Annotated in this window: 17 protein-coding genes, 1 tRNA gene and 1 riboswitch; of the genes, 8 read left to right on the forward strand and 10 right to left on the reverse strand. The window is 68.7% G+C overall.

The annotated features are described in order from the left end of the window. Nucleotides 1-127: 127 nt before the first annotated feature. The 3 genes from GT045_RS09460 to GT045_RS09470 all read right to left on the reverse strand — a co-directional run bounded on the left by GT045_RS09460 (nucleotide 128) and on the right by GT045_RS09470 (nucleotide 1,335). Entirely contained in the window at nucleotides 128-448 is a 321-nt protein-coding gene (locus tag GT045_RS09460; RefSeq protein ID WP_161291658.1) for a multidrug efflux SMR transporter, read from the reverse strand. Between the two features lie 37 nt (nucleotides 449-485). After that, a riboswitch (guanidine-III (ykkC-III) riboswitch) is annotated at nucleotides 486-558 on the reverse strand. A gap of 65 nt (nucleotides 559-623) precedes the next feature. Then, nucleotides 624-983 (reverse strand): co-chaperone GroES, encoded by a 360-nt coding sequence (locus tag GT045_RS09465; protein WP_161291656.1) that lies wholly within the window; start codon nucleotides 981-983, stop codon nucleotides 624-626. A 22-nt stretch (nucleotides 984-1,005) separates the two neighbouring features. Further along, a complete protein-coding gene (locus GT045_RS09470) occupies nucleotides 1,006-1,335 on the reverse strand; it encodes a DUF3618 domain-containing protein (RefSeq protein ID WP_161291654.1) in 330 nt (109 codons plus the stop codon). 103 nt (nucleotides 1,336-1,438) lie between these two features. Between GT045_RS09470 and bcp the strand changes: the two genes are divergently transcribed. Continuing rightward, nucleotides 1,439-1,906, forward strand: a complete 468-nt coding sequence (gene bcp, locus GT045_RS09475) for a thioredoxin-dependent thiol peroxidase (protein ID WP_161291652.1) — start codon at nucleotides 1,439-1,441, stop codon at nucleotides 1,904-1,906. 39 nt (nucleotides 1,907-1,945) lie between these two features. Continuing rightward, nucleotides 1,946-2,032 (forward strand) — tRNA-Leu (locus tag GT045_RS09480). Between the two features lie 18 nt (nucleotides 2,033-2,050). On the opposite strand, the gene rdgB is transcribed toward GT045_RS09480, so the two are convergent. Together rdgB and GT045_RS09490 are read right to left on the reverse strand one after the other, a co-directional pair. Further along, nucleotides 2,051-2,653 (reverse strand): RdgB/HAM1 family non-canonical purine NTP pyrophosphatase, encoded by a 603-nt coding sequence (gene rdgB / locus GT045_RS09485; RefSeq protein ID WP_161291650.1) that lies wholly within the window; start codon nucleotides 2,651-2,653, stop codon nucleotides 2,051-2,053. A gap of 26 nt (nucleotides 2,654-2,679) precedes the next feature. Further along, nucleotides 2,680-4,050 (reverse strand): SGNH/GDSL hydrolase family protein, encoded by a 1,371-nt coding sequence (locus GT045_RS09490; RefSeq protein WP_161333887.1) that lies wholly within the window; start codon nucleotides 4,048-4,050, stop codon nucleotides 2,680-2,682. Nucleotides 4,051-4,245: 195 nt separating this feature from the next. On the opposite strand from GT045_RS09490, the gene GT045_RS09495 reads away from it, so the two are divergent. Together GT045_RS09495 and GT045_RS09500 are read left to right on the forward strand one after the other, a co-directional pair. Beyond that, nucleotides 4,246-5,559 carry a DUF445 domain-containing protein gene (locus tag GT045_RS09495; protein ID WP_161333888.1) on the forward strand — a complete coding sequence of 438 codons (1,314 nt, stop codon included), beginning with the start codon at nucleotides 4,246-4,248 and terminating at the stop codon, nucleotides 5,557-5,559. Nucleotides 5,560-5,903: 344 nt separating this feature from the next. Continuing rightward, the gene (locus GT045_RS09500; protein ID WP_161287669.1) at nucleotides 5,904-7,439 is read left to right on the forward strand and encodes an MFS transporter; all 1,536 of its coding nucleotides are present in this window, start codon (nucleotides 5,904-5,906) and stop codon (nucleotides 7,437-7,439) included. A 279-nt stretch (nucleotides 7,440-7,718) separates the two neighbouring features. On the opposite strand, the gene GT045_RS09505 is transcribed toward GT045_RS09500, so the two are convergent. Beyond that, nucleotides 7,719-8,342, reverse strand: a complete 624-nt coding sequence (locus GT045_RS09505) for a hypothetical protein (RefSeq protein ID WP_161333889.1) — start codon at nucleotides 8,340-8,342, stop codon at nucleotides 7,719-7,721. Between the two features lie 106 nt (nucleotides 8,343-8,448). Between GT045_RS09505 and GT045_RS09510 the strand changes: the two genes are divergently transcribed. Continuing rightward, on the forward strand, nucleotides 8,449-9,420 hold the full coding sequence (locus tag GT045_RS09510) for a helix-turn-helix domain-containing protein (RefSeq protein WP_161293662.1): 972 nt from the start codon (nucleotides 8,449-8,451) through the stop codon (nucleotides 9,418-9,420). 120 nt (nucleotides 9,421-9,540) lie between these two features. Here GT045_RS09510 and GT045_RS09515 read toward each other — a convergent pair whose 3' ends face one another. Continuing rightward, on the reverse strand, nucleotides 9,541-9,843 hold the full coding sequence (locus GT045_RS09515) for a hypothetical protein (protein WP_161333890.1): 303 nt from the start codon (nucleotides 9,841-9,843) through the stop codon (nucleotides 9,541-9,543). Between the two features lie 167 nt (nucleotides 9,844-10,010). Between GT045_RS09515 and GT045_RS09520 the strand changes: the two genes are divergently transcribed. Both GT045_RS09520 and GT045_RS09525 read left to right on the forward strand, forming a co-directional pair. Further along, on the forward strand, nucleotides 10,011-10,436 hold the full coding sequence (locus GT045_RS09520) for an Hsp20/alpha crystallin family protein (protein ID WP_202515943.1): 426 nt from the start codon (nucleotides 10,011-10,013) through the stop codon (nucleotides 10,434-10,436). A gap of 404 nt (nucleotides 10,437-10,840) precedes the next feature. Beyond that, nucleotides 10,841-11,326: a DUF2267 domain-containing protein gene (locus GT045_RS09525; RefSeq protein ID WP_161333891.1), complete on the forward strand. Its 486-nt coding sequence runs from the start codon at nucleotides 10,841-10,843 to the stop codon at nucleotides 11,324-11,326. Nucleotides 11,327-11,639: 313 nt separating this feature from the next. Here the strand turns inward: GT045_RS09525 and GT045_RS09530 are convergent, their stop codons facing one another. Continuing rightward, entirely contained in the window at nucleotides 11,640-12,416 is a 777-nt protein-coding gene (locus tag GT045_RS09530; RefSeq protein ID WP_161333892.1) for a hypothetical protein, read from the reverse strand. Nucleotides 12,417-12,615: 199 nt separating this feature from the next. On the opposite strand from GT045_RS09530, the gene GT045_RS09535 reads away from it, so the two are divergent. After that, nucleotides 12,616-14,373 carry a DUF262 domain-containing protein gene (locus GT045_RS09535; RefSeq protein WP_161333893.1) on the forward strand — a complete coding sequence of 586 codons (1,758 nt, stop codon included), beginning with the start codon at nucleotides 12,616-12,618 and terminating at the stop codon, nucleotides 14,371-14,373. 76 nt (nucleotides 14,374-14,449) lie between these two features. On the opposite strand, the gene GT045_RS09540 is transcribed toward GT045_RS09535, so the two are convergent. Then, nucleotides 14,450-17,599 carry a DEAD/DEAH box helicase gene (locus tag GT045_RS09540; RefSeq protein WP_161333894.1) on the reverse strand — a complete coding sequence of 1,050 codons (3,150 nt, stop codon included), beginning with the start codon at nucleotides 17,597-17,599 and terminating at the stop codon, nucleotides 14,450-14,452. Between the two features lie 237 nt (nucleotides 17,600-17,836). Next, nucleotides 17,837-18,847: a hypothetical protein gene (locus GT045_RS09545; protein WP_161291169.1), complete on the reverse strand. Its 1,011-nt coding sequence runs from the start codon at nucleotides 18,845-18,847 to the stop codon at nucleotides 17,837-17,839. Between the last annotated feature and the right edge of the window lie 199 nt (nucleotides 18,848-19,046).

Below are 19,046 nucleotides of genomic sequence, written 5' to 3' on the forward strand. Positions count from 1 at the left end.
GACGGGCGGCGGGCCGACGACCGGTGGCGGCGGCCCCGGCACCTGACGTCCGCCACGGGCGGCCCCGCGGTCGCGGGCCGGAAGGCTCGGTGACCGCGGGCCACCCGGCGGTCAGCGGCCGGACGGCTCAGTGACCGCTGGTCGCCTTCAGCCCCACCACGGCGACCAGCAGCAGGCACACGAAGAAGATGCGGGCGGCGGTGACCGGCTCGCCCAGCACCACCATGCCGAGCACCGCCGCACCGGCCGCGCCGATGCCCACCCACACGCCGTAGGCCGTACCGATGGGCAGGGACTTCGCGGCGTACGACAGCAGTACCATGCTGGCGACGATGCCGGCGCCGGTGAGCAGGCTCGGGACCAGCCGGGTGAAACCCTCGCTGTACTTCATCCCGACCGACCAGCCGACCTCCAGCAGACCGGCGACGACAAGCAGAACCCAGGCCATGACAGGCACCTCCGAGACGAACGACGACTTTCTCCGGGGTGCGTCGTCTTTGCCTTCGACCCGGTACGGCGCGTCTCGTCGGGTTCCTTCCGAACATAGCAAAAGCACGTGAAGAGGGCCGGTGACGATGGTCACCGGCCCTCTCCACGCTCGCTTCGCGGCTAAGACCCCCGCGTCACAGGTACAGGCCCGTGGAGTCCTCCGACCCCTCGAACCGGTCCGCGGCGACGGCGTGCAGGTCACGCTCGCGCATGAGCACGTACGCCACACCCCGCACCTCGACCTCGGCCCGGTCCTCCGGGTCGAACAGGACACGGTCGCCGGGCTCCACCGTCCGCACGTTCTGGCCGACCGCGACGACCGTGGCCCAGGCCAGCCGCCGTCCGACCGCCGCGGTGGCGGGAATCAGAATGCCGCCCCCCGACCGCCGCTCGCCCTCACCGGTCTCCTGCCGCACGAGAACCCGGTCGTGCAGCATCCGGATGGGCAGCTTGTCGTGGTGGGGAGTGCTGTGCTCGTTTCTGTTGGCGCTCACGCCTCGAACCTACCTGTCCCGGTCAGTCCCGGCGCCGCCGGGCCCCGAGGGCCAGCAGCCCCACGACACCCACGACGACGAGCGCGACCGGCACGACCCGCTCCAGCCGAGGTGCCCCCTCGTCGTTCACGAAGCGCGTCCTGACATCGCTCACCACCCGGTTGACCTGCACATACGCTCGTCCGACCGTGTGATCGACATGGGCGACGACCTTGGCCTTCGCATCCCCGACGATGGTCTTCGGGTGCACCCGCACCCCGATCTCGTCGAGCGTCTCGGCCAGCACCTCACGGCGGCGCTTGATGTCCGCCTCGATCTGCGCCGGGGTTCGTGTGTCCGACGTGTCCGCCACCGTACGGCCTCCGAAGTCTGCCGAAGTCTGCTGATGCTCTTCCGGACAGTCTGTCAGCTCATGGCCACACCGCACCGCAAGGCCCCCCGGTTAGGCTGGTCCGATGAGCGAGCGACTCCAGCCCGGGGACGTGGCCCCCGCCTTCACCCTCCCCGACGCCGACGGCAACGAGGTGTCCCTGTCGGACCGCAAGGGCCGCAAGGTCATCGTCTACTTCTACCCGGCCGCCCTGACCCCCGGCTGCACCAAGCAGGCATGCGACTTCACCGACAACCTCGAGGTCCTGGCCACCGCCGGCTACGACGTCATCGGCATCTCACCGGACAAGCCGGAGAAACTGGCGAAGTTCCGTGAGCAGGAGTCCCTGCGGGTGACCCTGCTGGCCGACCCCGACAAGCAGGTCCTGGAGGCGTACGGCGCCTTCGGCGAGAAGAAGCTGTACGGCAAGACCGTCGTCGGCGTCATCCGCTCCACGGTGGTCGTGGACGAGGACGGCAAGGTCGAACGGGCCCTCTACAACGTCAAGGCCACCGGTCACGTGGCAAAGATCATCAAGGATCTGGGCATCTGAACGTACTGCCCGGCCGCTAGCATGGCCGGGCAGCACCAGGCGGCCGTGGTGGAATTGGCAGTCACGCTGGGTTTAGGTCCCAGTGGGGTAACTCCCGTGAGGGTTCGAGTCCCTCCGGCCGCACCAGAGTTCCTGCGCCGCTGTTCAGCCCAGCAGTTCCCGCACCACCGGCACCAGCGCCCGGAACGCCTTCCCGCGGTGGCTGATGGCGTTCTTCTCGTCCGGGGTCAGCTCGGCGCACGTCCGGGTCTCGCCCTCCGGCTGGAGGACCGGGTCGTAGCCGAAGCCGTGCGTGCCGGCGGGGCTGTGCCGCAAGGTGCCCCGCAGCTGCCCCTCCACCACGCGTTCCGTGCCGTCCGGCAGTGCCAGGGCCGCCGCGCAGGCGAAGTGGGCGCCGCGGTGGCCGTCGGCGATGTCGGAGATCTGGGCGAGCAGCAGCTCCAGGTTGGCCCGGTCGTCGCCGTGGCGGCCGGCCCAGCGGGCGGAGAAGATGCCGGGGGCGCCGTTCAGGACGTCCACGCAGAGGCCGGAGTCGTCGGCGACCGCGGGCAGGCCGGTGGCCTGCGCCAGGGCGTGGGCCTTGAGGAGGGCGTTCTCGGCGAAGGTGACGCCGGTCTCCTTGACGTCGGGGACCTCCGGGAAGGCGTCGGCGCCGATCAGTTCGTGCGGCAGTCCGGCCTCGGCGAGGATCGCCCTCAGTTCGGTGAGCTTTCCGGCGTTGCGGGTGGCGAGGATCAAGCGGGTCATGCCCGCCAGTATTCCTCGCCGTCCGGCTACAGCTCCGCCTGCCCCGCGCCGTCCAGCGTGCGCAGGTCGAAGACCTCGGCCATGGTGCGGTAGCCCAGGTCGCTGGGGTGCAGGTGGTCGCCGGAGTCGTACTCGGGACGCAACCGGCGCGGGTCGTAGGGGTCCTTGAGGGCCTGGTCGAAGTCGACGACCGCGTCGTACACGCCGCCGGCCCGGATCTCGGCGTTGATCCGCCGGCGCACCGCCTCCCGCTCGGCGCTGTACCCGCGGTGGCCCTCGAAGGGCATCAGGGTGGCGCCGACGACCTTCAGACCGCGGCCGTGCGCCTGGCGGACCAGGGCCCGCAGACCGCCGACGACCCGGGCGGGGTCGGCGAGCCGGGGGTTGCGCAGGATGTCGTTGACGCCGAGGTCGACGACGACCGCTCTGACGCCGGGGCGGGCGAGGACGTCACGGCCGAAACGGCCCTGACCGCTCTGGTTCTCGGCGACGGGGCTGCCCCCTGCACGCGCCCGTCCGGGCCCTCGGTGGCTGCCGCCGCCGTCGGCGAGGACCTGGTTGCCGCTGATGCCCTCGTTGACGACGCTGTAGCGCGGCAGTTGCTCACCGCTGCGCAGGGCGCTGCGCAGCCGGCCGGCGAGGACGTCGGGCCAGCGGCGGTTGGCGCCGGCGGTGGAGGTGATGCCGTCGGTTATGGAGTCGCCGAGGACGACGACGGTGCCGGCGGCCTCGTCGCCGAGGACGTCAAGGGCCGTCAGGTACCGCCAGTACGGGGTCTGTTCGGTGTACGGCGCGCCGGTCGCGTCCTCGGTGCGGTCGCCGGTGGCGAGGTACGACGTCTGCCGGGCGTGCGGGTGGTAGGTGACCGGGCCGGACGGGGTGGGGGAGTAGGTGGTGACGAGGACGTCGGCGCCGTGCGGGATGCTCAGCGCCACGGCGTCGCTGACGGCCTGTCCGCCGGCCGGTACGACGACGCCCGCACCGCCGTCGAAGGTGAGGCGCCGCATCGTCCCCGCGGCGGCGGCCGCGCTGCCGCCACCCGCGGACAGGGCGAGGGAGGCGTGGCTGAGGGTGAGGGGTGACCGCCCGTAGAGATTGGACAGCGTGACGCGGGCACTCGTACCACCGGTGCTCGCGTGCACCACGTTACGGACCGAGCGGCCCGCCAGGCCGGACACCTCGGTGCCCGGTTCACCGCCGACGGGGGCGGTGGCCCAGGCGCCGACCCAGGTGCCGGTGGAGGCGGGGGCGGCGGAACCGTGGAGCGGGCGGCCGTCGACGAGGGTGCCGCGGGGGGTGCCGTCATCGGCGGCGACGGCGACGTATATGGCGCCGGACAGGGCCACGACCAGTGCGACGAGTGCGCTCAGGACGGCATAACCATGACGCTCGGCCATGCTGGTGTCGTTCTCCTCGGAGACGGGAGCCCACGGCTCCGATCATGCTGGACCCATGATGCGACATGGGCCGGGGAGACCTGACAGGACCCTGCCACCGCTCCCGTCCGGTCAGACGCCGGGAACTCCCGTTCTGTTCCGCGAGTCGGGCAGGAAGGGACAATTGTGTGCGGGATCACCGAACGGGTGGAGCTGATGGAACCTACCGAGACGGGAACACCGGGCCGGGCCGGGTCGTACCGGACCATGACGGCGTTCACCCCGGCCGACGAGGAGCGCCGGCGCGGGGTGCGCCGCATGAAGCTCACGGCGACCGGGATGCTGCTGTTCGTGGCCGTGGTCTACGTCCTGGCCACACTCGCCGGGCACCAGGGCGCCGGACAGTGGACGCGATACGTGGCGGCGGCCGCCGAGGCCGGCATGGTCGGTGCCCTCGCCGACTGGTTCGCCGTCACCGCGCTCTTCCGGCACCCGCTGGGGCTGCCCATCCCGCACACCGCGATCATCCCCACGAAGAAGGACCAGCTGGGCGTCTCACTGGGCGAGTTCGTCGGGGAGAACTTCCTCTCCGAGGACGTCGTACGGCAGCGGCTGCGCGCGGTCGGCATCGGCAGCCGGCTCGGCGTCTGGCTCGCGGAGCCCGAGCATGCGGACCGGGTCACGGCGGAACTGGCCACCGCGCTGCGCGGGGCGCTGACCGTGCTGCGCGACTCGGACGTGCAGGCGGTCGTCGGCGAGGCGATCACCCGCCGGGCGGACGCCCAGGAGATCGCCCCCGGCATCGGCAAGATGCTGGAGAAGATCGTCGCCGACGGCGGCCACCGGCGCGCGGTGGACCTGGTCGTGAGCCGCGCGCACGACTGGCTGGTGCTGCACCGGGACGACGTGATGGTGGCCGTGGAGGGGGGCGCGCCCGGCTGGACCCCGCGGTTCGTGGACCGGAAGGTCGGCGAGCGGGTCTACAAGGAGCTGCTGCGGTTCGTCACCGAGATGCGGGACATGCCCTCGCACCCGGCGCGCGGCGCGCTGGACCGCTTCCTCACCGACTTCGCCTCCGACCTGCAGTCCGACACGGACACGCGGGCTCGGGTGGAGCGGCTCAAGGGCGAGGTGCTGGGCCGGGGCGAGGTGCAGGACCTGATCGCGTCCGCGTGGACGGCCGTACGGTCGATGATCGTGGCGGCGGCGGACGACGAGCACAGCCAGCTGCGGCAGCGGGTACGGGCCGCGCTGCTCTCCCTGGGCGCGCGGATGGCGACCGAGCCGAAGGTGCAGGGGAAGGTGGACAGCTGGGTGGAGGGCGCGGCGGTGCACGTCGTGACGACGTACCGCAAGGAGATCACCTCGTTGATCACGGACACGGTGGCGGGCTGGGACGCCGAGCACACCACCCGGAAGATCGAGGCACACATCGGCCGCGACCTCCAGTTCATCCGCATCAACGGCACGGTGGTGGGCTCGCTGGCCGGCGTGGTGATCTACGCGGTCTCGCGGGGGCTGGGTGCCTGAGCGGCGGGCCGGGCGGAGGCGGCGGAGGCGGCGGAGGGTGAGCGGGCCGAGGTCGTAGGGGCCGGAGGGGGAGGGGGCCGAGGTCTTAGGGGCCGGAGGGTGAGGGCCTGCGTCGCAGGGCCCGGAGAGTCGAGCGGGGCCGGAGTTGTCTGGTGCCGGAGGGGCGAGTGGGGCCGGGGTGTCCGGTGCCGGAGGGGCGAGTGGGGCCGGGGTGTCCGGTGCCGGGGGTCGAGTGGGCCGTTCCGGTTGTGTGCCGGGGCCGTCCGGGCGTTCGCGGCCCGCGCCCGGTCTATTTCGCCAGGGCCAGGGCACCCGGTATCCGTCCTTCGGCGAGGAGGGAGCCCATGAGCGCAGCCGAGGCCGAGACCGGCCGGACCATCACCACCGACATTCCCGCCCGGCTGGACCGGTTGCCCTGGTCACGCTGGCACTGGACGATCGTCATCGGCCTGGGCACCGTGTGGATCCTGGACGGCCTGGAGGTCACGGTCGTCGGCAACATCGCCAGCCGGCTGTCGGAGCCCGGCAGCGGTCTGTCGATCTCCTCCGGCCAGGTCACCGGCATCGCCGCGGCGCTGTACGTGGCCGGTGCCTGCTTCGGTGCCCTGTTCTGGGGGCGTCTCACGGACCGCTGGGGCCGCAAGAAGCTCTTCATGATCACGCTGGCGGTCTACCTCGCGGCGACGGCTCTGACGGCCGTCTCCTGGGAGGCGTGGTGGTTCTTCACCTTCCGCTTCCTGACCGGTTTCGGTATCGGCGGTGAGTACGCGGCGATCAACTCCGCGATCGACGAGCTGATCCCGGCCGACTACCGCGGCCGGGTCGACCTGATGATCAACGGCAGCTTCTGGCTGGGCGCGGTGGGCGGTTCGCTGCTCTCTATCGTCGCGCTGAACACGGACCTGCTGGCCGCGAACGTCGGCTGGCGGCTGACGTTCGCCCTCGGCGCCGTCCTCGCCCTGGTCATCCTCCTCGTCCGGCGGCACGTCCCGGAGAGTCCGCGCTGGCTGCTGATCCACGGCCGGGACGCGGAGGCGGAGGAGATCGTCACCGGTATCGAGCGCCAGGTGGAGGCGGAGAAGGGCGAGCGGCTGCCGGCGCCGCAGGGCGAGCTGGAGATCCACCAGCGCAAGAGCGTGACGTTCCTGGAGATCGCCCGCACGGTCTTCGGCCAGTACCGCAAGCGCGCGGCGCTCGGCTTCTCCCTCTTCATCGGACAGGCGTTCCTGTACAACGCGATCACCTTCGGCTTCGGCGCGATCCTGACCAAGTTCTACGACGTGCCGTCGGATCACACCGGTTACTACTTCGCGGTGATCGCGGTCGGCAACTTCTGCGGCCCGCTGCTGCTCGGCAAGCTCTTCGACACGGTCGGCCGGCGCGTGATGATCTCCTCGACCTACCTGCTCTCGGGGGTGCTGCTGTTCGGCACGGCGTGGCTCTTCGGCCGGGGCTCGCTGAGCGCGAGCACGCTGACCGCCTGCTGGTGCGTGGTGCTGTTCTTCGCCTCGGCGGGCGCGTCCAGCGCCTACCTGACGGTGTCGGAGATCTTCCCGATGGAGACGAGGGCGATGTCCATCGCCTTCTTCTACGCCCTCGGTACCGCGGCCGGCGGCATCAGCGGCCCGCTGCTGTTCGCCGACCTCACGAGCACCGGCAAGGTCGGCGACACGGTCCTCGCCTTCTGTGTCGGCGCGGCGCTGATGTGCGCGGCCGGCCTGGTCGCGGCGGCGCTGGCGGTACGGGCCGAACGCCGCTCCCTGGAGGACATCGCCCGCCCGCTGACGGCGGTGGCGAGCCGCGCCAAGGCGGCGACGAAGAGCGCGTCCGGGGGACCGGGCCGCGGTCCTACGGCACCCCCGGCGGCGAGCAGCCCGTGACACGTCCCGCTGGCCGGCTCTCCGGCTGACGGCGACGGCGCCCGGCCGGGTGCGCTGGTGTCCGGCCGGGCGCGCCGGTGTCCAGTTGGGGGCGGCGGGTGTTCGGCCGACGTGGCGTCGTCCGGCTGGGCGCGGCGGTCCCGTCAGGGGCGTCGGTGTCCGGCTGGAGGCGCCGTCGGCCGGGACCGCTGTCGGCCGGGACCGCTGTCGGCCGGGACCGCTGTCGGCCGGGGCCGCTGTCGGCCGGGAGCGCCGTCGGCCGGGACCGGCGTCGGCCGGTCAGGCGCCGGTCGTGGAGCCGGGCCGGACGATCATCAGGACCGTCACGGCGGCCCACAGCAGGTTGAACAGACCGGTGGACATCCCGAGCCGGACGGTCACCGCGGCCGTGCCGCCGCCTTCGACGAGAGCGCTCTGGGCGGGCAGCACCACCGCGGCGAGGACCAGCGCGGCGAGAGCGGTCAGCGCGATCGACACGATCAGCCAGGCGCTGCCGAGCACCCCCATCTGGCTCGCGGTCGCGAACCCGAAGACGGGGACCACGACGCCGACCACGGCGTACACCCGGCAGATCCGGTGCAGCAGCCGGAGCGTCCCGACGTCGCCGGGGACATAGCGGTCACCGGAGCCGCCGGTACCGCCGAGGTCACCGGGGCCGCGGGGCCTGCCGAGGCCATTGGGGCCGCCGGGCCCGCCGGGGTCACCGGGGCCGCCGGGCCCGCCGGGGCCATCGGGACCCAGGGAGTGGCCGGGGCCGCGGGAATCCCCGGTGCCGGCGGTACCGGCGGTGCCGGCGGCCAGGGCCCGGCGGGCGGCGGGCGGGAACATGCTGGCGGCGACGGCGACCGGCCCGACGGCGAGGATCGCGGCGATGACGTGCACGGCGAGGAGGAACTTGGTCACGGGAGGACGGTAGGAGTGGCGGTTCCACCCGCGACAGTGGCGGGATTGCCACCTGTCGACGGATTCCCGCCACCGCCGCCTCCCGTCGTACGTCTATCGTCCTGCCATGCACACCGTGGCCGTACTGGCGCTGGACGGCGTCATCCCGTTCGATCTGTCCGTCCCCGTCGACACCTTCGGCCGGGCGCGGCTGCCCGACGGCCGGCAGCCGTACCGGGTGCGGGTGTGCTCGGCGGCCGAGCGTGAGGTGGACGCCGGTGCCTTCACCGTGCGAGCGCCGTACGGCCTGGAGGCACTGGCGGAGGCCGACACGATCATCCTGCCCGGCGTGGCCGAACCGCCGGAGACGCTGCCGCCGGGGGTCGCCGAAGCGCTCTGCTCGGCGGCGGCGGACGGCACCCGCATCGCGTCGATCTGCGTGGGCGCGTTCCTCTTCGCGGCGACGGGACTGCTGGACGGCCTGCGGGCGACGACACACTGGACCGCGGCCGCCCGGCTGGCCGCGCTGTACCCGAAGGTGACCGTCGACCCGAACGTCCTCTACGTCGACAACGGCCGGTTCCTGACGTCGGCGGGCGCGGCGGCGGCCCTGGACATGTGCCTGCACATGATCCGCACCGACTTCGGCTCGGCGGTCGCCGCGCACACGGCACGGCTGTCCGTGATGCCGTTGGAACGGGAGGGCGGGCAGGCGCAGTTCATCGTCCCGGAACTGCCCCCGGCGCCGGCCGGCGCGGCCCTGGAGCCCCTGCTGCGCTGGCTGGAGGACCACTGCGACCGCGACCTGGCGCTGGACGAGATCGCGGCGAAGGCCGGCATGAGCACCCGTACCCTCAACCGCCGCTTCCGCGAGCAGACCGGTACGACACCGCTCCGGTGGCTGCACCGGGCGCGGGTGCGGCGGGCGCAGCATCTGCTGGAGACGACGGATCACCCGGTGGAACGGATCGCCGGACAGACCGGGTTCGGGTCGCCGACGGCCTTCCGGGAACGGTTCCGCCGGGTGGTCGGGACGAGCCCGCAGGGCTACCGCAGGTCCTTCCGGCGTGGCGCTGAGGAACCCATCGGGCCAGGCTGAGGAAGCCTCCAGGTCCGGTCGATGGGCCTCCGGACCTGGCTGAGGAAGCCTCCAGGTCCGGTCGAGGGCGCCTCCGGGCCCGGCTGAGGACGGGACGCCGGCCGCGATCGGGCGGTCGTCTCAGCCCTGGCGGTCGGCGACGGCCCAGGAGGCGACGGCGACGGCGCCGGCGACACCGAGGACGGACGGCCAGGCGCCGACCTTCTTGGCGAGCGGGTGGGACCCGGCGAAGGCGGCCACGTACGCGGCGCTCAGCGCACCCGCGGCCTTGCCGCCGGCCCGCGCACGCCACTGCTGCGCGGCGGCGGCACCGGCGACGGCCAGGACCGCACCGCCCAGCTGACGCTTCTTCGTCCAGCGGGCGACGCCGTAGCCGCCGACGAGCCCGGTGGCGGCGACGACCGCGCTGGGAACCCTGGCCATGAGTGCCTCCTTGTTGCCTTATGTGTTGCCTTATGTCTGCTCCCGAGGCTAGCGCGCACGCGACAGGGCGCAGCCAACCTGAGTCGATGCTTGTCAACTTTCCGGTCGTCGGCTATATAAAGAGGTGAAGGGCATCGCACCCAATCGCTGAAGTAAGGAGACCCGTGATGCTCATGCGTACCGACCCGTTCCGGGACTTCGACCGCTTCGTCCAGCAGGCGTTCGGCACCGACGCCCGGCCGTCGGCGATGCCGATGGACGCCTACCGCTCCGGGGACGACTTCCTGGTCCACTTCGACCTCCCCGGTATCGACCCCGAGACGATCGAGCTGGACGTCGAGCGCAATGTCCTCAATGTCCGCGCGGAGCGGCGCAGCCCGGCCCCCGAGGGCGCGGAGATGCTGGTCGCGGAACGCCCCAAGGGCACGTTCACCCGCCAGCTGTTCCTGGGGGAGACCCTCGACACCGACCGCATCGACGCCTCCTACGAGGCGGGCGTCCTCACCCTGCGCATCCCGGTGGCCGAGCGGGCCAAGCCGCGCCGCATCCAGATCAGCGGCGGCAGCGGCGACCACAGGCAGCTGACCGGCTGACACAGCCGTCGCCGACGTCGCGGAGGCATCCCGAAGACGAGCGGGACCGGGACGCCTCCGCACGCCGCCGCAGCGCCCGGGCTGACCCGGCCACCGGCCCGCCGCGGCCCCCGGCACCGGTTCAGCGCAGCCGCCCTCCGGCCGCCGCCCCCGACCACCGGCCTCACCCAGCCGCCCCGCGCCATGCCGGTGGACGGGCGCGCGCCGGGCCGGTGGACGGGCCCGGGGCGCGCCGGCGTCGCCGACGACCGTCGACCCACCGCGGTCCCACGCCGTGCCGAAGGCCCCACACGTCGCATGACAGCACATGCCGCACATTGGCCGAACTCCCGCTCATGTCCGCCGCATTACGGGGTACCGGGCTTGTCGGTGCCCCGAAGTGTCCCGGAGGAGGAGCCACCCCGATGACCGTGACGACCCCGCAGCCCAGAACCACCATCCCCGCCCCGGCCCCGGTGCTGCGTCCCCGCACCCTGGACGCGGCCGAGGACGCCGGCTGGCTGCAGCTGACCGAGGCGGTGCGTGAGGCGGGCCAGTACCCGACGAGCGCGGAGGCGGAGCGCCTCACCCGCATCGTCCTGACGGCCCTGGGCAGCCACGTCACCGGTGACGAACGCGTCTCCCTCGCCCAGGCGCTGCCCCGCGAGGCAGGCCGCCTGATCGCCTCCCAGATCCCCGCACCCCACCCCCTGACGGCGCGCGAGTTCGTCGACTCGGTGGCGACGCGCATCGAGAACTCGACCCCGGCCACGGCCCGCTGGGACGTCAGCTCGGTCCTGAGCGCCCTGTCGGCCTACGTGGGCGACTCCGTCACCACCAACCTCCTGAACCAACTGCCTCCGGGATACGCCCTGCTCTTCGGACGCGCGGACCTGGCCCGGGCGGCATAACAACACATCGAAGCCCGGGCGCCATCCCTGCGGGTGGCGCCCGTCGCACTTCGGAGCCCCATGGGGCCATGCGCCAGCCGCTACTGATCTTGAATAGGTGAGGTCGGCGTCGACTGCCCCGGGTGCGTTCCCCGCCTTGCGACCAGTGGGTGTTGCCGGGCAGCTCGCACCAAGCCCGGCAAGCCCGGCGTCACCGCTCCACCGACCGCCTGCTTACCCGCAACGCGGTGGCGACCTGTCGGTCCTTCTCCCTGGATCGATGTCAGGCACAACCTCCCGACATCACTCGATCAAGTTCAGCAGCGCCCGCAGCTTAGCGGTCATCACCGATAGCAGAAGTAATCTCCTTTACTATCTGTTCGCCCGCCGTGATCGATTCCTGAAATATTGGTGACGCCTGATTGAACACGACGCAGGCAGTCACAAGGGCAAGGAATGCCTTCTTCCAGCGACTCGCGCTCTCTTCCTGCATATTGACCACGGAAGCAGAAGCCTGGGCGAGTGAGCCTATGACCGTGCTTGCTTCCTCGGCGACTCGGGCTCCGCCGAAAGTGCCGGCATGATCGACCAGCCATATGACATGACGGAGCTGTGAGATCAGCTGATCCCGCACGGGTCCACTGATCTCCGTCTCGTCCATAGTGGTGAGCAGATCAACCCATTCATGGCAGGTGGACCGCATCTGCTCCAGGTCCGTGCTGCGGGGCGCAGCGTTCGATCCGACGAGATGGCCTGAGATCAGGTCAGCTGTGGATTCAAGGTGATCCAACTTGTCGTCGTCAATGATGGAGCGTACAAGCCTGGTCTCATCCATCCAGTTGGTGACGGGTTGCATCACGGCATACCACCAAGCACTTACATGGCGCTCGCACCGGATTCGCTGCCGCTCGGGTAGCGCTACCAACTGTTGCATCGTCAGTTGCAGCAATGCCACGACTTCGGTATGCCGGCGAGTGAATTCAAGCGTCCCCCACTCTGCCTCCAGGACCGCGGACCACGATCCGGCTATCGTGCTTTCCGTCGAATTGCGGACACGCGAGAGAAGCGTGTGCAAGTTATGAGCCGCCGTGTTATCGCTGGAAAAGCTCATGGCCCCCTGCCTACCGTCCGGCACCCACCCCAGGTGCTTGACCACTGAATGTAGCAGCCCGCACAGTGCCAGCGCCGTGCTGGGCAGTTGGTGCCCCAGCAAGCGACACGGGTGCTGCGGTCTGTCTGGCCGTTTCTGTCTCGTGGTAACCGGGATGGGCGGTACGCTCAGCCTGCCCTAGACAACTGGAGGTCCCCAGATGGCAATCATCAAGCAGGCGCAGCGGCAGACGCTCGGCCAACTGATTGGTGCCAACAATCCCATTGTCACCGTTCCAGACGACAGTCAGCGGCAATACGCGTGGACGAAGAAGGAAGTCGATGTCTTCTGGGCTGACATCGAGAAGTTCAAGGAGTCTCGAGAGAGTGGACGAGAGTCGTCGGCGGAGTACTTTATCGGTCCGGTTGTGACCATCACTGCGGACTCCAAGCAGGGGCGGTCCCTTCTTGACGGCCAGCAGCGCCTCACGACCTCAACGATTCTCATAGCCGCTATAAGGGACACACTGTGGAGCATGAAGTCGCCAGAGGGTATTTCTAGCGCCAACAATATTCAGCGCGACTATATTGCACGCAAGTCCGGACGCAAAGAACCGATGGAGTACTTCCTCGTTCTGTCCCTGTTTGACAGGGATTTCTTCCGTGATCGCATCCAGGATTGGAATGAAACGCTCGGCGAATGCCCCAACATCGAGAACCCGGGGCGACCCTCGCATCGGCTGATATTGGATGCGTACAACAACTTTCGCTCCAAGATCATGGCCCGCCTGCAAGGTTTTCCCGATGATGAGATGCGCCTGGACTATCTCGACTCTCTGCGGGAGTGCCTCATCAACGGACTCGTCTTCGTTGAGATTCAGACCCCCTCATCCAGTGATGCGAATGAAGTCTTCGAGACGATTAATTCACGCGGGAAGGATCTTTCTACCGTGGATCTGGTTCGAAACTTCTTGATGGAGAAGAGTAGGAGTGAGCATGAAAAAAACCGCGTCAACGATGCGTGGCGGTCGCTCCTGGACGGCTTCGACAGGCGCGAGGAAATCGAGAAGTTCCTTCGCCATTTCTGGGTGTCAAAGCATGGTGACGTCAAGTCGCACAGCCTGTATACGACTATCCGTAGGGACCTGAGTGGTCACTTCGACAAGCGTCCGCAGGTCTACGGGGTCGGTGCGTTCTCTGCCGAACTTGAAGGTGCCGCCGGCAGGTATGCGGAACTTATCAACGGAAGCACCGGGATCACTGAATTTGATGCGGCTCTTGGTGAGATCAAGGCGATGAGTGCAGATGCCCTGTATCCGCTCCTGCTCTCGGCATCCGGCGAACATTCGTACCCCCAGCTGCAAGCGCTGGTTGAGGCGTCGATTAGCTACTACGTGCGATGGACAGTCGTAGGCAGGCGTGAGTCAACCCTGCTGGAGGAGAACGTCTTCAGTGCGGCAAAGGAGCTCGCCAGGGGGGCCCGCCTGGATGAAGTCCTGCACAGGGTGCTGGGCTGGATTCCGGATGATGAGACGTTCAAGTCCGACTTCCTGGAAGCATCTATTCCTAAACAATCGCAGGCACGCTACCTCCTGGCTCAGATGGAGCAGTACTTGCGATTGGAGAACGACATCCGTGAGGAAGTAGTTCTAGGGGACGGGAAAGTTCACGTTGAGAACATCTACCCACAGAAGCCGGATAAGGAGTTGCGGCTCGAAGATCACGAGGATTGGGTGAGTCGGTTGGGTAATTTGACGCTCCTGGCGGGGAAGAAAAATCAGTCGCAGGCCAATCTGTCATTCCCGGAAAAAGCCGACCTCTACACCGGATCTGCTCTGCTCATCTCTTCGCAAACGAACATCCATGAGCTGTGGGATGGCGAGAACTGGATGTGGCGGGTTGATGGCATCAAGGCGCGCCAGGCCCAGTTGGCAGAATACGCCCTCAAGGTGTGGCCGAACGGTTCTCATTGGGTATGACCAGCTGACTTCGAGCTCGTGATCGTTCTGGGAAAAGGCAGGCCGGCCGACCGTAGGGCCGGCCTGAACTTCCCAACTACCCAGCACTGATGGCTGCGTAAGTCCACACGTCGGCAGGCAGCTCGTGGTCCAGGCGCCACGTGATAGCCATTGGCTTGCTGCCCGTGTGGTGCTCGTACGTGGCAGGCCCAAGAAGCATCCACGGCTGCGACTTGCCTATGTCCGTGCTCTTGTAACGGCGCATGAACAGGAGAACGCGGCTGCCGCGGCTCACGTGTTGTTGGTAGCGCAAGCCAGTGGGAGAGTCGGCGGCAATGGCGTTCTGGGACTCCCAGTGGAAGAGCGTGGGGCTCAGCGCATAGTCCTTGTACCGGATGGTGGGCGAGAAGTCTTTCTCATTCTTGTCCAACGTGACGAGCAGTGCGTCGGTTTGCAGGCTGTCGACCCATTGCACGCCCTGTGCGAAGGAGCGGGGCATCTGACCGCCGAAGCGGGCCACCCCGAGGGCGGCGAGGATCTCGGAGCGGTTGTAGGAGCTATGGATCTGCAACGGGACGTCGCTGAGGTGACCAGGCAGGGGGATGGGCAGGTGCTCTGCCTCTTCGATGACGTGCGAGATGACCTGCCGCAGCTCATCCCGCACCGACACCTGGGCACGTAGCGCGTCCAGACCTTCCTGGAAGCTGGTGAACCCGCCCGCGTTGTCCCAGAGGTTGAAGAAGAGCATGCGGGCGTAGGACTGGTCCGTGGGGCTCAGTTCTGCGTACGGCAGGACGTCGTCGCCGAGGAGACGCAGGTAGGCATCCGCCCGCTCTGGGTCGTCCACGTGCAGGAAGGCGTGGACCCGCTTGAGGAGCGCGTCTTCCCCGTGGGGCACGGCTCCGTCCACGAGGCCGGCGCGACGCAGGATGCTCGTCCAGGAGTTGCCACTCTTGTACAGCTCCTTGATCTCCCGGCGGCTCTCTCGAAGGTAGTCAGTGAGGCGTGGCGTGTCGTAAGCCTTGACCTCCTTCGCCAGCGTCTTCACGGTGGCACCGAGCTGGGTCCGGATGTTGTTGAGGACGAGCTCTTTCGACTTGCCCTCCAGGATGATCTGGCAGCCTGACGGCAACTGGGGGAAGTCGTGCTCTATGTGGTCGAGGAGTCGGTTCCTCGACAGATTGGTCAGTGCCCGGAACTGCTCCTCGAAACGGAACTCAGCCCGGTGCTGGCCGATGAAATCGAGGACGGTGAGTACCGGCTTCGTCTCGGTTCGCCTCAGTCCGCGCCCCAGCTGCTGCAGGAAGACCGTGGCGCTGTTGGTGGGGCGGAGGAGCAGCAGCGTGTCGACATCGGGGATGTCGAGTCCTTCGTTGAACAGGTCGACGGAGAAGATGACTTGTAGCTTGTTGTCCCGTAGGTCGGACAGCGCTTGAGAGCGCACATGGGAAGGCGAGTCACTGTCGAGAGCCGTTGCCTTGAAGCCGGCCTGTCGGAAGAAGTCCGCCATGAAGTGAGCGTGTGCCTTGGTTACGCAGAAGCCCAACGCCCGCATGGCGCCGGGGTTGGCGATCTTGTCCTGGATCTGTCTGACCACGATCCGGGCGCGCGCATGGTTGCCGGTATAGAGGTTGTCCAGTTCCTGGTCCGCGTACGAACCCTTCTGCCAACCGAGGTTCGTCAGGTTCGTTCCGTCTGGGATGCCGAAGTAGTGGAAGGGAGAGAGCAGGTCGTTCTCCAGGGCTTCCCAAAGTCGCAGCTCGGCGGCGATCCGGCCGCCGAAGAATTCATCTTGGACATTGAGGCCGTCCATCCGCTCCGGGGTCGCCGTCAGGCCAAGCAGCTCCGTGGGCGAGAAGTGCTCGATGACCCGCCGGTAGGTAGCTGCCGTTGCATGGTGGAACTCGTCGATAACGATGATGTCGAAGTGGTCAGCGCCCAGTTGCTCAAGTCGCTGAACATTGAGCGATTGAACGCTGGCGAAGACATGGCTCCACTCGCGTGGCTCTTGTCCTGCGTGGAGAAGCTCTCCGAACGACGCATCGTCCAGAACTTCCCGATAGGTGCGCAGGGACTGCTTCAGGATCTCCTTGCGGTGGGCGACGAACAACAGCCTCGGCCGACTACCTCCCGACTTGCCACACAGATTCCGGTAGTCCAGCGCGGCCATCACCGTCTTTCCGGTCCCAGTGGCCGCGACCAGGAGGTTGCGGTGTCGTCCGCGGAGCTCCCGCTCCACAGTGAGCCGCTCCAGCATGTCCCGTTGATGGGGGAAGGGGCGCACCTCCAGACCGGAGAGACTGATCTGTAGGTCCGCGCTGGGAGTGTTGCCGCTCGCTAGGGACAGTGCTTCGTCGAGGCGTGCACCGTGGAGGTCGGGGTCGTACGTCTCGAAGGCAATGTCGTTCCAGTAGGCGTCGAAGGTTGCCTCGAACTTGTTCAGTACAGCGGGTGTGGCGACGGACGACAGGCGTACGTTCCACTCCAGGCCATCGAGGAGTGCCGCCTTCGAAAGGTTGGAACTGCCAACGTACGCCGTGTCAAAGCCGGTTGCCCGTCGGAACAGCCACGCCTTGGCGTGCAGTCGGGTCGAGCGGGTCTCGTAGTTCACCTTGACGGTGGCACCGAAGTCCCGCACCAGACGATCGAGCGCCTGGCGGTCGGTGGCGCCGATGTAGGTGGTCGTGATGACGCGGATCGGGACGCCTCTTTCCCGTGCCGCGCTGAGCGCTCCTTCGAGAACGCGGATGCCGTACCACTTCACGAAGGCGCACAGGAGGTCGATGCGGTCTGCCGTGGCCAGCTCGGCTCTGAGCTCAGCGCCGAGACTGAGGTCCTCCGGGGAGTTGGTGATCAGAGACGTCTCCGACAGCGGCGTAAGGGGACGCAAGGCGTACACACCGGGGGCCTCCTGCTTGGCGAGAGTCAGGAGTTGACGGGGGCCTTCGACAATGGCACTGACTGGGTCGGCGCCACCCGATCCTGACGTACTCGCCGTGGCCAGGGCTCCGAGGATCTGATTCGCGACCTTGACCCGGTCTTCAACCGGTAGTTCGGCCAACCTCTGGCTTACGGTTTCGCCGATGTAGCGAGCCATGACGTGGGGCGCTGATTCCGGACTGACTTGCTCGTCTACGGCGGTCCAGCCCGCTGCTTCGAACCGCTCCAACTCGTCGCGTACGTCCTGCGTGATCAGCTTCTCGTAGACGCCCGCGATGGGCGTGGACTGGCCCACCGGTTCTGCCATGGCTGCTCCCCCCTGATCCTCTGCGCTCGTGCACGATCTTGCGCGCCGATACGGATCAGTTCTAACAGCAGCTCCCGACAAGTGAAGGCCCCGTGACGGAAAGGATTCAGACCCCAGCATGGTGGGCCCCGGGCCGCCCCTCGCTCTGATCCTCTCCGTCACGGACGCGAGCAGTTGGGCGGCCCAGGCATGCGGGCACCACTCAAGGAGCCAGATCAGGCGGGGGCGGGCATGTCGTTAGGAGCCGTGGCAGGTGTCGTAGACCTGAGTCGAGCCACACCAGCACTCCGCCCCCCGCTGCGGCGGCCAGGCAACTGCGCGGCCGCGGGAGGCCAGGGTCGTGGCGTACTGCGGCAGCAGGGTGGCGTCGTCCGGGGACGTGGCTTCCGAGGCGGCGAACGCCTCGTACGAGGGGACCGTGCCCGTGACGATGCCCAGGTTGGGGGTGCCGGAGGCGGAGAGTTCGCGGAGGGAGGACTCTATGGTCGACAGGTGGGCCTCGTGGGACGGGTACTCCGAGGTCAGGGTCGGGTACGTCGAGAGCAGTTCCGCCAGTTCCGGGGCCGGCCAGTGCAGGACCGCCACCGGGAACGGGCGGGAGAGGGCCTCGCGATAGGCGCCCAGCTCCGCCCTGAGGCGGGAGATCTCCGCTTCGAGCTCCACCGGGTTGTCCGAGCCCAGGGACCACACGCGTTTGGGGTCGTGGAGCTCGTCCAGGCTGACCGGGGACGTGTGGAGGGAGTCCGCGAGGGTGTCCCAGTCGTCGTGCGGCAGGCCCAGCATGCGGCGGACGCGGTGGCGGCCGTAGAGGACGGGGTGGGTGGCGGGGGACGGCTCCGCGGAGTCCGGCAGGAGCAGGCTCGCCGCCTCCGTGAAGGTGTCCGCCGCGGCCTCCAGCTCGTCGTGGGATTCGAGGGCCTCGGCCACGATCACCCAGGGCGCCGGGTCCCGCGGGGCCGTGGCGCGGATGCCCTCGATGATCGCCTTGGCCTCCGCCTCGTGGCCGTACTCCCAGAGGTTGGACGCCTTGAGGGCCCGTACCAGGTGGGGGTCGTCCAGGCCGCCCGCGGAGCTGAGCAGGCGGTCGTAGAGCGTGGTCGCCGCGGGGCGGTCGCCGGACAGCTCCAGGTGGGCCGCCGCCCGGAGGAGGAGGGTCTCGGTGTCCTCGGGGTACAGGCCGGCGGTCCGCTCCAGGCGTGCCGCTTCGGCGGTGTGGTCGACGTTCTCGGCAGGCGTGTCGGGGCGCATGGGGGACACCGTACTGCCGAGCGATGACAAAAGTGAGTGCGGAGGGGGCGGGGGCGGGGGTGCCCGGGGTGGAGGTGCCACGGTGTGGAAGTGGGCAGGTGGGGTGGTCGGGTCGGGTCCTAGGGTGGGTCGGCCGTAGGGGCGACCGCCGTGAGGGCCGTAGGCGTGCGGGGGCGGCCGCCGTGAGGGCCGTAGGCGT

The sequence above is a fragment of the Streptomyces sp. SID486 genome, assembly GCF_009865385.1.
GTDB lineage: Bacteria > Actinomycetota > Actinomycetes > Streptomycetales > Streptomycetaceae > Streptomyces.

Excerpts from the sequence above, each read along its gene's own strand:
- GT045_RS09460 (WP_161291658.1), bottom strand. The coding sequence starts at position 448 with ATGGCCTGGGTTCTGCTTGTCGTCGCCGGTCTGCTGGAGGTCGGCTGG.
- GT045_RS09535 (WP_161333893.1), top strand. The coding sequence starts at position 12,616 with ATGGCAATCATCAAGCAGGCGCAGCGGCAGACGCTCGGCCAACTGATT.
- GT045_RS09545 (WP_161291169.1), bottom strand. The coding sequence starts at position 18,847 with ATGCGCCCCGACACGCCTGCCGAGAACGTCGACCACACCGCCGAAGCG.
- GT045_RS09495 (WP_161333888.1), top strand. The coding sequence starts at position 4,246 with ATGGAACCTACCGAGACGGGAACACCGGGCCGGGCCGGGTCGTACCGG.
- GT045_RS09490 (WP_161333887.1), bottom strand. The coding sequence starts at position 4,050 with ATGGCCGAGCGTCATGGTTATGCCGTCCTGAGCGCACTCGTCGCACTG.
- GT045_RS09530 (WP_161333892.1), bottom strand. The coding sequence starts at position 12,416 with ATGAGCTTTTCCAGCGATAACACGGCGGCTCATAACTTGCACACGCTT.
- GT045_RS09525 (WP_161333891.1), top strand. The coding sequence starts at position 10,841 with ATGACCGTGACGACCCCGCAGCCCAGAACCACCATCCCCGCCCCGGCC.
- GT045_RS09515 (WP_161333890.1), bottom strand. The coding sequence starts at position 9,843 with ATGGCCAGGGTTCCCAGCGCGGTCGTCGCCGCCACCGGGCTCGTCGGC.
- GT045_RS09500 (WP_161287669.1), top strand. The coding sequence starts at position 5,904 with ATGAGCGCAGCCGAGGCCGAGACCGGCCGGACCATCACCACCGACATT.
- rdgB (WP_161291650.1), bottom strand. The coding sequence starts at position 2,653 with ATGACCCGCTTGATCCTCGCCACCCGCAACGCCGGAAAGCTCACCGAA.
- GT045_RS09520 (WP_202515943.1), top strand. The coding sequence starts at position 10,011 with ATGCTCATGCGTACCGACCCGTTCCGGGACTTCGACCGCTTCGTCCAG.
- GT045_RS09510 (WP_161293662.1), top strand. The coding sequence starts at position 8,449 with ATGCACACCGTGGCCGTACTGGCGCTGGACGGCGTCATCCCGTTCGAT.
- bcp (WP_161291652.1), top strand. The coding sequence starts at position 1,439 with ATGAGCGAGCGACTCCAGCCCGGGGACGTGGCCCCCGCCTTCACCCTC.
- GT045_RS09540 (WP_161333894.1), bottom strand. The coding sequence starts at position 17,599 with ATGGCAGAACCGGTGGGCCAGTCCACGCCCATCGCGGGCGTCTACGAG.